Raw genomic sequence first — 13,627 nt, forward strand, 5'->3', positions numbered from 1 at the left:
ACTAAATTGATGAACGAGTTTTCTATCCTCTGCCGCGTGCTGGGGTCACTGTATTACCGCCAACCGCAGGATCCGCTGCTGGTTCCGCTTTTTACCCTGATTCGCGAAGGCAAACTGTCGGCGAACTGGCCGCTGGAGCAGGATGAGCTCTTAGCCCGTTTGCAAAAAAGTTGCGACATGGCTCAGTTGGCTGCTGATTACAATGCGCTGTTCGTTGGAGAAGAGTGCGCTGTGTCTCCGTATCGCAGTAGTTGGGTCGACGGGGCAAAGGAAGCGGATGTTCGCGCATTTCTTTCCTCCCGTGGGATGCCGCTTGCCGACACGCCTGCTGATCACATTGGAACCCTGCTTCTAGCGGCGTCATGGCTGGAAGATCAGTCAGCTGAAGATGAAAGTGAAGCGCTGGAAACGCTGTTTGCGGAATACCTGCTGCCGTGGTGCGGCACGTTTCTGGGTAAAGTTGAGGCCCATGCGACGACGCCCTTCTGGCGGACAATGGCCGCAATAACACGTGACGCCATAGGCGCTATGTGGGATGAGTTAGAAGAAGATACTGACGAATAAGTGTGATTCACGTCACTTATAAATGCAACAAGAATTATAACTTGCACAAAATGTGTGCGTGATCTCATTCATGTTGCGCCATTCTGTTATCATGCGCGGCATGAACATACTTCTTTCAATTGCAATTACGACAGGCATTCTCTCTGGGATTTGGGGATGGGTGGCTGTTTCTCTTGGCTTACTGAGTTGGGCGGGATTTCTTGGCTGTACGGCCTATTTCGCGTGCCCACAGGGTGGGCTGAAGGGGCTGGCTATTTCCGCCTCGACGCTGTTAAGCGGCCTCGTATGGGCGCTAGTGATAATTCATGGCAGCGCGCTGACACCGCATCTGGAAATCGTAGGCTATGTGATAACGGGCTTTGTCGCATTCCTGATGTGTATTCAGGCGAAGCAGGTGCTACTGTCGTTCGTACCCGGCACCTTCATTGGCGCATGCGCAACATTTGCCGGGCAGGGTGACTGGAAACTGGTATTGCCTTCGCTGGCCATGGGTCTGCTCTTTGGTTATGCCATGAAAAGCAGTGGCCTCTGGCTGGCGTCACGGCGTGAAAGGCAAAGTACACGCGCGGTAACCAGTAAATAAAAAAGCGTGAGGACAACCTCACGCTTTTTTTATGATCGGACTCAGGACTCTGGCGGCACCGACAGGTGACGGTATTTCACCAGGATGTCATTCTGACGTTCAGCTTTGTTCTGCAAATCCCACAACCCGCGATCGATACCATCGTTAATCAGGAAAATAACGCCAGTTTCAATGGCGGACATCAGACACAGCATAACCGGTTCATTTGAGGTATAGCCGATTTCCCCTTCCAGTAAACGCTGGTAATCAATGAAGCGGAAGACCCCAGCCTGGACTTCATATGAGAGAATCGTTTTGCTGGTATTCACCGAAGAAAGGATCTCACCCGTGCTAACGTTGACGACGCGCAGGTTGACCGCAATCTGATCCAACTGATACTGCGTGTCCGCCCCAATGCCAAAGTAGCGGGCGCCTGCCCCTCCAGATTTCACATTACTTTCGTAACCAATAATCGAACCTTCTATCATAATGTTCGCTGCTGTTAGCGACTCTAATGGAATACGGTTGTTAATGGCGACGGTACCGTTCTCCTGCGCAGCGCGAATGATTTTGCGTTCGTTTAACAGGTTTTGCAGGCCCTGTCGTTCCAGAGGAACAAACCAGCGGGAGTCCTTCAGCGCAGTCACCAGCATGGCCGTCGCACTTTGTGGTACGGCAGTGGAGAAGTTACTGGCCGGATATGGTTTGAACTGCCCCGTTTCATCCTGAATGTTATAGACCGAAACAAAGATTTTGCCTGTCGGCATCGGCAAATGTGTTAAATCTTTATAGCTTTGCGCACGCGGCATTAATGTCGGCTTGGCGGCTTGTTTTGGGGGGGCGGTTAAGCACCCGCTCAATAATATAACGGCGATTAAAATAAATAAGCGCTGCATGATATGATCCTTATTTTGCGGGTACTTAAAAATCGGTTGAATTTGTCTGTAAACCCGACACTTCGATTGTCGATGTTTTTCCCGTTTTTCTGTCCGTGACGTTTAGCTGCAGCTGCCCATCCCGATTGGTAATATCAACAATGAAATCATTGGTGACCATCCTGCCGGGTTTACCCGTATTAATATTGGTCAACAGTCCGCCTAACAGTTGTGACTGAATAGCCTGAGTAAAATTATCCAGGGCGGAAGGCGTTTCAATACCAAAATCGTCATCGTAACTGGGGTCTTTATACGAGTTTTGCGCCTGAGCGCTGTTTAGCAAGAATGCACCATTATTTGGGTTACCCCCAAAGTTTGGATTTAGGAACTGGAATGTCATATTACCTGCCCAGCTTAAGGGGGAAATAAGCATAAGCGCCACGATTGCATGTTTGACACGCATTACAGCCTCCGGACAAAATTACTTATTAGAATTCGTCATGTGCCAAATCGCCGGTACTCAATAGTGTCTTATCTATTTGCCGACGGTTAAGCGCATCCTCTGTTTCTGCCAGGGCGAAGACAACAGTTCTTTCGAAGTCTCTTTTCGTTGGGAATAAAAAGGTTTGGAATATAACGTCCTGATTAACCGTTATGGTGATCCAACTACCCCAACGCGCACTGGGTCTTTCATTTATGGTCAGGTTGCCGGTGTACTCGCTTTCCCATTTGTCGCTAAAGGCACGATAAAAATCGTGTCCCACAGAAGAAACAGTATGGTCAGTTAATAACCCCGGTACTTCGACTTCCACTGCCTGCACGTTCCCCGTAGCAAACAACAGATGTGTTGCTACAAGCCAGGTCATATAGCGTTTCATGGCGTTATCGCCTGAGGTTATCGTTTGCCCATGAAACCGCTTGCGTACGGTTTTTAACAGCTATCTTTTTGAAAAAATTATAAAGATGTGTTTTGACCGTATTTTCACTAATAAACAGTGAGCGTGCGATTTCGATATTAGAGGCGCCAATACGCAGCTTATTGAGGATCTCTTTTTCACGATGGGTGAGCAGAGCCGACTCGGTACTGTTGTAACGGTAATTACCCGAATGAGTGATAAGGTAGCTGGCCAGTTTCTGAGAAAAGTAGCATTCTCCCCGCATGATCCCTTGCAGCCCGTTAACAACATGTTCTTCGTCATCAGCGACGTAAAAAACGCCATTGATATGTGGCCAGTTTTCAATATCACGATAAGGATAGTCGTCGGGTGTATTTAACAATAACGTTTTGATATTATTGTTTTTCCGACTTAAATTATCTTGCCAGTAATGGATGATTTTTTTATCCGCTTCCATCATATCCACTAAAACAATGCAACCAGAGGCGATATCATCCAGAGAACGTTGAATATTATGCAATTTTCCGGTAAGCGCCAGAGATTGTTTTAAGTGCTGCAATAATGCCGTTGCTTGCAGGGACGGTTTAGTGATCAACAATAATGTATGACCATGAATACTATGGACTTCATTAAACATGATGAAACCCCACTTTTTTAGTCGCACATCTGACAGTTGTCTTTAGAAAATAAAGACACCAGAAGTACTGACAGATGTTGCACTGCTGTGTAAAGAATTAGAAACAACCCAAAAGGGTGAAAATATTAATACAAATGAACTACAACTGTTTTCAATCTAGCCATTACAAACCTTAAAGCAAGTGTTAAACTTGTAACCAAATGTAAAAATATATATTAATTTGTTAACTATCGGGTGATTTTAGCTTTTAAAATGATAATAAAGTTGTACATCTTCCCGTATTTGCATAGATTTAAAAAATCATACAAATTAATATAATTGTCTGTAACTAATGGGTTTTATCATAAAATGATGCGTTATGATTCAGTGATGAAATTTCATTGTTTCTTCCTTTCACTCTTGTGCTCATTTTTTTCTAAGAAAAGACGATGTTTGTCACGAGTTATTCATCTTACCCATCCAGCAGTGTTGACGTTGTCCGTAAAATCGACACGGGACAGCAGATTAGTAGGCGTAAAATCAATTAATTCAGCACCAGCCCTAAAAATTAAATTAAAGGGCAATAGAAGAAGAGATATCCGTTAATTAGTACTTTGGTGTGAGTGATACTTTAAAAATACAACTGCTGGGTGAGTTATTTAAAATGTTTCCGCAGACATACTCTTTAACGTTACGCAGCGTTAACAAATTACGAATCGCGTTAACAAGCAGCTTGAAAAATATTATTTACCCGTGTACGACCAGGTCCAGGGTGACAACATGAAAAACAGAATGTTATTTATGATGTTAACAGTACTGGGTGCGCCTGGGATTGCAACCGCGTCAAGTTATGATCTGGCGAGATCGGAATATAACTTTGCGGTAAATGAATTAAGCAAGTCTTCATTTAATCAGGCAGCCATAATTGGTCAAGTCGGCACTAATAATAGTGCAAATACACGCCAGGATGGTTCGAGACTTAAGGCGGTTGTTTCGCAAGATGGTGGAAGTAACCGGGCTAAAGTTGACCAATCAGGAGCTTATAACTTTGCTTATATTGCGCAGACAGGCAATGGCAATGATGCCAGTATATCGCAAAGTAATTACGGTAATACTGCGATGATTATCCAGAAAGGTTCTGGAAATAAAGAAAATATTACTCAGTACGGTACGCAAAAAACAGCAGTTGTAGTGCAGAGACAGTCGCAAATGGCAATTCGCGTTATTCAACGTTAATGTTTTTCGCGACTTTTAAATCAATCCGATGGGGGTTTACCATGAAACTTTTACAAGTGGCAGCATTTGCAGCAATCGTGGTTTCTGGCAGTGCTCTGGCTGGTTCCGTTCCACAATGGGGTGGCGGCGGCGGTAATCACGGCGGTGGCGGTAATAATACCGGTGCTGAATCCACGCTGAGTATTTACCAGTCTGGGGTGAATAACTCTGCACTTGCGCTGCAAAGCGACGCTCGTAAATCTGATACCACTATTCATCAGAACGGGTTCGGTAACGGCGCTGACGTTGGTCAGGGTTCTGATAACAGCACTATCGATCTGACTCAGAATGGCTTCAGAAACAACGCCACCATCGACCAATGGAACGGCAAAAACTCTGATATTACTGTAAGCCAATACGGTGGAAACAACGGCGCTCTGGTTAACCAGACTGCTTCTGACTCCAGCGTTCTGGTACATCAGGTTGGTTTCGGCAACAACGCCACGGCTAACCAGTACTAATTCAGTTTATGTGCTGAAATTAAACAGGGCGAAAGCCCTGTTTTTTTTCGGGAGGACGGTATGCACACGTTATTACTTCTTGCGGCGCTTTCTAATCAGATAACCTTTAATACAACCCAGCAAGGCGAGATGTTCACCATTATTCCTCAAGTCACGTTAATGCAACCCTGTGTTTGCCAGGTGCAAATTATCGCGCTCCGCGATGGCATAGCCGGACAAAGTCGATCGCAACAAAAAAGAACGCTTTCGCTACCGGCCAATCAGCCTATTGATTTGACTACGCTAAGTCTTAATATTTCTCCGCAAGACTCCGTCACTATTGTAGTCACCGTTTCTGACGGTCAATCGCTGCATTTGTCTCAGCAATGGCCAACGTCAGCATCATCATCTTAACTGTAAGGGATGACTCTTCTTTGAGGAAATACCTATGCTGGCATCTGCTGCGTTCAATAAAGTGGTTTTCCCCTTCTGTTTATTGTCCCTTTTTTCTTCCACCGCAATAGCGGGTGCGGAAGGTCAGCGGGGTGTTATTCATTTCACGGGGCAAGTTGTTGAATCTCCCTGTGAGGTCAGTCGTGTAGAAAAGCGCTTTACCATGTCATGCGAACGTCAGGGGCAGTTAGATACGCACTATTATTCCCCACAAACATTGCTTCACTCACCACAACGCTTTAAACAAATTGCGACAGTTAACATGCGTTATCTTGATAAGCAGCAAACGTTAGCCGTCGTGAGTATCGATTACCGCTAAAAATGGCAGGGGTAGGGAATAACGAAAAGCGCGATTTCATGCGAAACCCTGCTGTACACTTGAAAGATTCAGTGTGGCAAGGAGGTTTTATGAAAACGCGTATGCACGTTATCAAGGGGGATATCACCACCGTTGACGTTGATGTCATCGTCAATGCGGCAAATTCCTCATTATTAGGGGGCGGCGGTGTCGATGGCGCTATCCACCGTGCGGCGGGACCGGCGTTGCTGGAAGCTTGTAAGCAAGTCAGGCAGCTACAGGGAGAATGCCCGCCAGGGCATGCGGTGATTACCGCCGCAGGCCGACTGTCCGCACGGGCGGTGATCCATGCCGTGGGCCCGGTCTGGCGTGGCGGCGATCACAACGAAGATCAGCTGTTGCAGGACGCCTACCGCAACAGCCTTAACCTGGCGCTGGCGAATGGCTATCAATCGATAGCCTTTCCCGCAATCAGTACCGGTGTGTATGGTTATCCTCGCGCCGCCGCTGCCGAGATTGCGGTTAAAACGGTTTCGGAATTCATTACCCGTCGCGTTTTGCCTGAGCAGGTATACTTTGTCTGTTATGACGAAGAAACAGCCCAGCTTTATCAGAGACTACTTACCCAGCAAGGCGATGAATGAGTTGACCCGGCTTGCTCGCGCCATCGTTCCCCTGTGTGAAAACCATCCGAATGAGTGCGGTATCCTCGCGCTGGATGATAGCCTGGATGCCTTTGCCGCTCGCTATCTATTAGCGGAAATGGCAGAAACCACGCTTGATGTGCAGTATTACATCTGGGAAGAGGATATGTCCGGACGACTGTTGTTTGCAGTCCTTCTGGCGGCGGCAAAGCGGGGAGTGCATGTGCGTCTGCTGCTGGACGATAACAATACGCCGGGTCTGGATGACACGCTGAAAATGCTGGATGCGCATCCAAACATTGAAGTGCGGTTATTTAACCCTTTCTCGTTTCGCATGCTGCGGGCGCTCGGTTATCTGACCGACTTTGCCCGTCTCAACCGCCGTATGCATAATAAAAGCTTTACCGCCGACGGCGTGGTGACGCTGGTGGGCGGGCGCAATATCGGCGATGCCTACTTTGGTGCAGGTGAAGAACCGTTGTTTTCCGACCTGGACGTGATGGCCGTTGGCCCCGTGGTGAAAGATGTTGCCGATGATTTTGAACGCTACTGGTGCTGTGATTCAGTATCGACGCTGAAATCAGTACTGGCGCTCTCTGAGGAAGAAATCACCGAGAGAATAGAATTGCCGGAGTCCTGGTATAACACGGACATTACGCGGCGGTATTTGCATAAGTTGCAAACCAGCCAGTTCATGTCTCATCTCGAAAGCGGTGCGTTACCGCTCATCTGGGCGCGCACGCGGCTTCTTAGTGACGATCCCTCCAAAGGCGAGGGAAAGGTTCCGCGCCATTCCTTGCTGCCTCAGCGCTTGTTTGATGTCATGGGGTCGCCTGGTGAGCGTATAGACATCATTTCCGCGTACTTTGTCCCGACGCGTGCAGGCGTGGCGCAACTGCTGCAACTGGTCAGAAAAGGCGTCAAAATAGCGATTTTGACCAATTCCTTAGCCGCGAATGATGTTGCCGTCGTGCATGCAGGCTACGCGCGCTGGCGGAAAAAACTGTTACGTTACGGGGTTGAGCTTTATGAGCTAAAGCCGACACAGGAGCATGACAGGGTACTTCATGACCGAGGGCTGACCGGGAATTCAGGTTCCAGTCTGCATGCGAAAACCTTCAGCATTGATGGTCGAAAAGTGTTTATTGGTTCGCTCAATTTTGATCCGCGTTCCACAATGCTGAATACAGAGATGGGGTTTGTGATTGAGAGTGAAACCCTCGCGACCTTGATTCACAAGCGCTTCACGCAGAGTCAGCGCGATGCTGCCTGGCAATTGCGACTGGATCGTTGGGGAAGGATCAACTGGGTTGACCGACAGCAGGGTAACGAGGTGATTCTCAAAAAAGAACCCGCGACAGGATTCTGGAAGCGGGTTCTGGTACGGCTGGCGACAATACTGCCCGTCGAATGGTTATTGTAACGGGGAGAGCCAGATTTAGCCGGTCACGCGGTTACTTTTATTTTGCGCCACGGCGGGTTTACCTGAAAATAAGAATTTAAGTAGCGGAATACGTAAATGTATTTCGTACAGTACCACGGCGATACCCACAACAAAAACGAGCCCACACAAAAAGCCCAGCAGGTTTGATGCTATATGCGGCGTAATATAGGCACCGAAAAATAGCGTCAATGGATGATGCACCAGGTAAATAAATAACGACGCGTTAACAAAATAGGTGACGCGCGCAGACTGGAAATTCAATAAACGGTGGCCCAGCGAAAAGACCACGTTGACCATCCATAATCCCATGACCATGGTGATGACATATTCTGTTTCGTACATCCAGGCATCGCCACTGCCGTAGCGTTGGTTTACCAGATAGGCAATAAAGGCCAGCGCCGCAGCCAGCGTGCATCCTCGTGACGGCGTCGTGAACAGCGCTTTGAGCTGCGGAGAGATAAATGCCAGCGCACCCAGTAAAAAAAAGGGGATATAAAACAGCGTCTGCATGACGACAAAATTGAATAACCCATTGCTGAGAATAGGCGGATAAACCATAAAAATGGTGCGCCTTATTATCGCATAGACAATACCAAGTAAGAAAAAGATGAACGTTAGCTTGCGCATCGAAAAAGCGCCGCTGGATTTTTGCAGGTTATTTTTCATCCAGCTAAATACCGCCAGACTCACCGTCGTTAATACCACGAGAACCAGTAAAAACCACAAGTGAGAAATGAGTTCCCAGGCCAGCGCATTGTACTTGTCATAAAGAGAAAGGGTATGCCAACTGTCCGCTTTTCCTTTGACATATTGCAGCATAATAAATTGCGGTAACGTCAACAGCGGGATCGCCGTCAGCATGGGAATTCCCACGCGTTCGACACGCACTTTCCACCACCGTTTTAACGGGTAACGCAGAAATAACATGTACGAAAAATAACCCGAAATAACGAAAAAGACCTGCATACGAAACGCATGAATAAAATCGTTAAAAAGAGTGAGCCACCATGATGGTTCGGCGCTGTTGACATGCCAGGTATGACCTGAATAGATCAACGAGATATGGAAGGGGATACCCAACAACATCAGCCAGGCGCGGATGGAGTCAAGAAAATATTCACGCTGCGCGGGTACGGGATTCATAGCTATGGTCGTGTTCTCAGTTTCTCGGACTATTCGTCTTATCCCTAAGGCGAATAATAGTTACATTCGGTGGCAACCCTACACGAAGTACGACAACCTGTCTCCAGGATAAGCACGCAAAGTGAAAACAGCTCTGAAAAGGTGCTTAATCCATGAGCCAGCGAGCAGAACAATGCCGGGATTCAGTTGTCGTAATGCCTGATTATCCTTTAAAATAGATCGGATCGATATAAGCACACAAAGGGGGAAGTGCTTACTAATTATGAAACATAAACTACAAATGATGAAAATGCGTTGGTTGGGTGCAGCAGTCATGTTAACGCTGTATGCCTCGTCTGGTTGGGCTTTCACCATCGATGACGTCGCCAAACAAGCTCAATCTTTAGCCGGTAAAGGCTATGAGGCGCCTAAAAGCAACTTGCCCTCCGTTTTCCGCGATATGAAATATGCGGACTATCAGCAGATCCAGTTTAATCGCGACAAGGCTTACTGGAGCAATATCAAGACCCCATTTAAGCTCGAATTCTACCACCAGGGTATGTATTTCGACACGCCGGTCAAAATCAATGAAGTGACCGCAACAGCGGTTAAAAGAATTAAGTACAGCCCGGATTACTTCAATTTCGGCGACGTTCAGCATGACAAAGACACGGTAAAAGATCTTGGTTTCGCCGGTTTTAAAGTGTTGTACCCCATCAACAGTAAAGATAAAAACGATGAAATCGTCAGCATGCTTGGCGCGAGCTACTTCCGCGTACTGGGTGCTGGTCAGGTCTACGGGCTTTCGGCGCGTGGTCTGGCGATTGATACCGCGCTGCCCTCTGGCGAAGAATTCCCCCGCTTCCGTGAGTTCTGGATTGAACGTCCAAAACCGACAGACAAGCGCCTGACTATCTACGCATTGCTCGACTCTCCGCGTGCCACCGGCGCGTATCGTTTTGTGATTATGCCTGGCCGTGACACCGTGGTAGACGTACAGTCAAAAGTCTATCTGCGCGATAAAGTCGGCAAACTGGGCGTTGCGCCGTTAACCAGTATGTTCCTGTTTGGGCCAAACCAGCCTTCGCCGGCGACCAACTATCGTCCTGAACTGCATGATTCCAATGGCCTGTCCATTCACGCCGGTAATGGCGAGTGGATTTGGCGTCCGCTGAATAACCCGAAACACCTTGCGGTAAGCAGTTTTGCGATGGAAAACCCACAAGGGTTTGGTTTGCTGCAGCGTGGCCGTCAGTTCTCTCGCTTTGAGGATTTAGACGATCGCTATGACCTGCGCCCAAGCGCCTGGATCACGCCGAAAGGCGAGTGGGGCAAGGGCAAAATTGAACTGGTTGAAATTCCAACCAACGATGAAACCAACGATAACATCGTGGCTTACTGGACGCCGGATCAGTTGCCTGAGCCGGGCAAAGAGATGAACTTTAAGTATGCCCTGACGTTCAGCCGCGATGAAGACAAACTGCATGCGCCGGATAACGCATGGGTGCAGCAGACGCGCCGTTCAACTGGCGATGTTAAGCAGTCCAATCTCATCCGCCAGCCTGACGGTACCATTGCTTTTGTCGTCGATTTTACCGGCGCAGACATGAAAAAATTACCGCAGGACACGCCGGTGACCGCGCAAACCAGCATTGGCGATAATGGTGAGATTGTGGAAAGTGCAGTCCGCTATAACCCGGTGACTAAGGGCTGGCGTCTGACATTGCGCGTGAAAGTGAAAGACGCCAAGAAAACCACTGAAATGCGTGCTGCATTAGTCAATGCTGATAAGCCGCTAAGTGAAACCTGGAGCTACCAGTTACCTGCCAATGAATAAGACAACTGAGTACATTGACGCATTGCCGCTTTCGGATATCGAGAAAGCGGCACTGCCGAAAACTGACATCCGTGCGGTGCATGAAGCGCTGGATGCCGAGCATCGCCGTTACTCGCGAGAAGACGATTCACCGCAGGGGTCTGTTAAAGCGCGTCTTGAACAAGCCTGGCCGAACGCGCTGGCGCAAGGACAACTTATCAAAGATGACGAAGGGCGTGACCAGCTTCAGGCGATGCCGAAAGCCAAACGCTCTTCTATGTTTCCCGATCCGTGGCGAACCAACCCGGTAGGGCGTTTCTGGGATCGTCTGCGTGGGCGGGATGTCACTCCACGCTATCTCTCTCGTCTGACCAAAGAAGAGCAAGAAAATGAACAGAAATGGCGTACCGTCGGGACGCTCCGCCGCTATACGCTGTTGCTGCTGACCCTGGCGCAGACGGTCGTTGCCACCTGGTACATGAAGACCATTCTTCCGTATCAAGGCTGGGCGCTGATCAACCCTGCGGACATGGTTGGACAGGATCTGTGGGTTTCCTTCATGCAACTGCTGCCTTATATGCTGCAGACCGGCATTCTGATCCTTTTCGCCGTGCTGTTCTGCTGGGTGTCCGCCGGGTTCTGGACTGCGCTGATGGGTTTCCTGCAACTGCTGATTGGTCGCGATAAGTACAGCATCTCGGCGTCAACGGTCGGTGACGAACCGTTGAATCCTGAGCATCGTACTGCCTTGATCATGCCTATCTGTAACGAGGACGTTGACCGCGTCTTTGCCGGACTGCGTGCAACGTGGGAATCGGTTAAGGCGACCGGAAACGGTGAACATTTCGATGTCTATATCCTCAGCGATAGCTACAATCCGGACATCTGCGTAGCCGAACAAAAAGCGTGGATGGAACTGATCGCCGAAGTACAGGGCGAAGGGCAGATTTTTTACCGCCGCCGTCGCCGTCGTGTGAAGCGTAAAAGCGGCAACATCGACGACTTCTGCCGCCGCTGGGGCAGCCAGTATAGCTACATGGTCGTGCTGGACGCCGACTCCGTGATGACCGGCGACTGCCTGAGCGGTCTGGTGCGTCTGATGGAAGCGAACCCGAATGCGGGGATTATCCAGTCATCGCCGAAGGCATCCGGTATGGATACGCTGTACGCCCGTTGCCAACAGTTTGCGACGCGCGTCTACGGGCCGCTGTTCACCGCAGGTTTGCACTTCTGGCAGCTTGGCGAATCGCACTACTGGGGGCACAACGCAATTATCCGCGTGAAGCCCTTTATCGAACACTGTGCGTTGGCACCGCTGCCAGGTGAAGGCTCTTTCGCCGGTTCCATTCTCTCCCATGACTTTGTGGAAGCCGCGCTGATGCGCCGTGCGGGGTGGGGCGTGTGGATTGCTTACGATCTGCCTGGCTCTTATGAAGAGTTACCGCCAAACCTGCTGGACGAACTGAAGCGTGACCGTCGCTGGTGTCACGGTAACCTGATGAACTTCCGTCTGTTCCTGGTTAAAGGGATGCACCCGGTTCACCGCGCCGTGTTCCTGACGGGTGTAATGTCTTATCTCTCAGCGCCGCTGTGGTTTATGTTCCTTGCACTTTCGACGGCGTTGCAGGTGGTGCATGCCTTGACTGAACCGCAATACTTCCTGCAACCGCGACAATTATTCCCGGTGTGGCCGCAGTGGCGTCCGGAACTGGCGATTGCGCTGTTTGCATCGACAATGGTACTGCTGTTCCTGCCGAAACTGCTGAGTATCCTGCTTATCTGGTGTAAAGGGACGAAAGAATATGGCGGCTTCTTCCGTGTAACGTTGTCTCTGCTACTGGAAGTGCTGTTCTCCGTTTTACTGGCGCCGGTTCGTATGCTGTTCCATACCGTGTTTGTGGTCAGCGCGTTCCTGGGTTGGGAAGTAGTGTGGAATTCGCCGCAGCGTGATGATGACTCCACGCCGTGGGGAGAAGCGTTTATGCGCCATGGCTCGCAACTACTGCTTGGTCTGGTATGGGCGGTTGGCATGGCCTGGCTGGATCTGCGCTTCCTCTTCTGGCTGGCACCGATCGTTTTCTCGCTGATCCTGTCGCCGTTTGTGTCGGTGATTTCCAGCCGTTCAACAGTGGGGTTGCGCACTAAGCGCTGGAAGCTGTTCTTGATCCCGGAAGAGTATTCGCCGCCGCAGGTGCTGGTCGATACTGATAAGTACCTGGTGATGAACCGTGAACGCTCCCTGGAAGATGGCTTTATGCATGCGGTGTTTAATCCGTCGTTTAACGCGCTGGCAACGGCAATGGCGACCGCACGTCACCGCGCCAGCCAGGTGCTGGAAATTGCGCGTGACCGTCACGTCGAGCAGGCGCTGAACGAAACGCCGGAAAAACTGAATCGCGACCGCCGTCTGGTACTGCTTAGCGATCCGGTGACTATGGTGCGTTTACACTATCGGGTATGGAGTTCGCCTGAGAAGTATTCGTCGTGGGTTAACTACTATCAGGGTGTTAACCTCAATCCGCTGGCGTTGCAGAAAAAGTAAGGGGAGTTCCCGTAGGCCCGGTAAGCGTTAGCGCCACCGGGCAAGTAGCCGGATAGCGGCGTTAATGCCTTATCCGGCCT

General features: G+C 49.5%; 15 protein-coding genes. 10 read left to right on the plus strand and 5 right to left on the minus strand.

The features are described from left to right. The first annotated feature begins 9 nt into the window (after positions 1–9). Both HVY19_RS08115 and HVY19_RS08120 read left to right on the plus strand, forming a co-directional pair. Complete coding sequence (locus tag HVY19_RS08115) at positions 10–564, plus strand: molecular chaperone (RefSeq protein WP_181683817.1); 555 nt, start codon at positions 10–12, stop codon at positions 562–564. 100 nt (positions 565–664) lie between these two features. Next, positions 665–1,147, plus strand: coding sequence for a DUF1097 domain-containing protein (locus HVY19_RS08120; protein WP_181683818.1), 483 nt, complete (start codon positions 665–667; stop codon positions 1,145–1,147). Between the two features lie 41 nt (positions 1,148–1,188). Here HVY19_RS08120 and csgG read toward each other — a convergent pair whose 3' ends face one another. From csgG to csgD, 4 genes are read right to left on the minus strand one after another with little or no spacing between them, the layout of a single operon-like run. Next, positions 1,189–2,022 carry a curli production assembly/transport protein CsgG gene (gene csgG, locus HVY19_RS08125; RefSeq protein WP_181683819.1) on the minus strand — a complete coding sequence of 278 codons (834 nt, stop codon included), beginning with the start codon at positions 2,020–2,022 and terminating at the stop codon, positions 1,189–1,191. 25 nt (positions 2,023–2,047) lie between these two features. After that, the gene (gene csgF / locus HVY19_RS08130) at positions 2,048–2,464 is read right to left on the minus strand and encodes a curli production assembly/transport protein CsgF (protein ID WP_181683820.1); all 417 of its coding nucleotides are present in this window, start codon (positions 2,462–2,464) and stop codon (positions 2,048–2,050) included. A 25-nt stretch (positions 2,465–2,489) separates the two neighbouring features. Continuing rightward, a complete protein-coding gene (gene csgE, locus HVY19_RS08135; protein WP_181683821.1) occupies positions 2,490–2,879 on the minus strand; it encodes a curli production assembly/transport protein CsgE in 390 nt (129 codons plus the stop codon). 4 nt (positions 2,880–2,883) lie between these two features. Further along, entirely contained in the window at positions 2,884–3,534 is a 651-nt protein-coding gene (gene csgD, locus HVY19_RS08140) for a biofilm master transcriptional regulator CsgD (protein WP_181683822.1), read from the minus strand. 759 nt (positions 3,535–4,293) lie between these two features. On the opposite strand from csgD, the gene csgB reads away from it, so the two are divergent. The 6 genes from csgB (at position 4,294) to HVY19_RS08170 (ending at position 8,046) form a co-directional block, all read left to right on the plus strand. Then, the gene (csgB, locus tag HVY19_RS08145) at positions 4,294–4,749 is read left to right on the plus strand and encodes a curli minor subunit CsgB (protein WP_181683823.1); all 456 of its coding nucleotides are present in this window, start codon (positions 4,294–4,296) and stop codon (positions 4,747–4,749) included. Between the two features lie 41 nt (positions 4,750–4,790). After that, a complete protein-coding gene (gene csgA / locus HVY19_RS08150) occupies positions 4,791–5,249 on the plus strand; it encodes a curli major subunit CsgA (protein WP_181683824.1) in 459 nt (152 codons plus the stop codon). A gap of 60 nt (positions 5,250–5,309) precedes the next feature. Then, positions 5,310–5,642: a curli assembly chaperone CsgC gene (csgC, locus tag HVY19_RS08155; protein ID WP_181683825.1), complete on the plus strand. Its 333-nt coding sequence runs from the start codon at positions 5,310–5,312 to the stop codon at positions 5,640–5,642. A gap of 34 nt (positions 5,643–5,676) precedes the next feature. Next, positions 5,677–6,000, plus strand: a complete 324-nt coding sequence (locus tag HVY19_RS08160; protein WP_181683826.1) for a type 1 fimbrial protein — start codon at positions 5,677–5,679, stop codon at positions 5,998–6,000. 89 nt (positions 6,001–6,089) lie between these two features. Further along, complete coding sequence (gene ymdB, locus HVY19_RS08165) at positions 6,090–6,623, plus strand: O-acetyl-ADP-ribose deacetylase (RefSeq protein ID WP_181683827.1); 534 nt, start codon at positions 6,090–6,092, stop codon at positions 6,621–6,623. Continuing rightward, a complete protein-coding gene (locus HVY19_RS08170; RefSeq protein WP_181683828.1) occupies positions 6,565–8,046 on the plus strand; it encodes a phospholipase D family protein in 1,482 nt (493 codons plus the stop codon). The genes ymdB and HVY19_RS08170 overlap by 59 nt, the downstream gene beginning before the upstream one ends. 15 nt (positions 8,047–8,061) lie before the next feature. Here HVY19_RS08170 and mdoC read toward each other — a convergent pair whose 3' ends face one another. Beyond that, positions 8,062–9,210, minus strand: coding sequence for a glucans biosynthesis protein MdoC (gene mdoC / locus HVY19_RS08175; RefSeq protein WP_181683829.1), 1,149 nt, complete (start codon positions 9,208–9,210; stop codon positions 8,062–8,064). A 280-nt stretch (positions 9,211–9,490) separates the two neighbouring features. Here mdoC and mdoG point away from each other — a divergent pair, with 280 nt between their 5' ends. After that, complete coding sequence (gene mdoG / locus HVY19_RS08180) at positions 9,491–11,026, plus strand: glucans biosynthesis protein MdoG (RefSeq protein ID WP_181684240.1); 1,536 nt, start codon at positions 9,491–9,493, stop codon at positions 11,024–11,026. Then, positions 11,019–13,547: a glucans biosynthesis glucosyltransferase MdoH gene (gene mdoH / locus HVY19_RS08185; RefSeq protein ID WP_181683830.1), complete on the plus strand. Its 2,529-nt coding sequence runs from the start codon at positions 11,019–11,021 to the stop codon at positions 13,545–13,547. Before mdoG ends, mdoH begins: the two co-directional genes overlap by 8 nt. The last annotated feature ends 80 nt before the right edge of the window (positions 13,548–13,627 follow it).

Source organism: Citrobacter sp. RHB25-C09 (genome assembly GCF_013836145.1).
In the GTDB taxonomy this organism is placed as follows: domain Bacteria; phylum Pseudomonadota; class Gammaproteobacteria; order Enterobacterales; family Enterobacteriaceae; genus Citrobacter_A.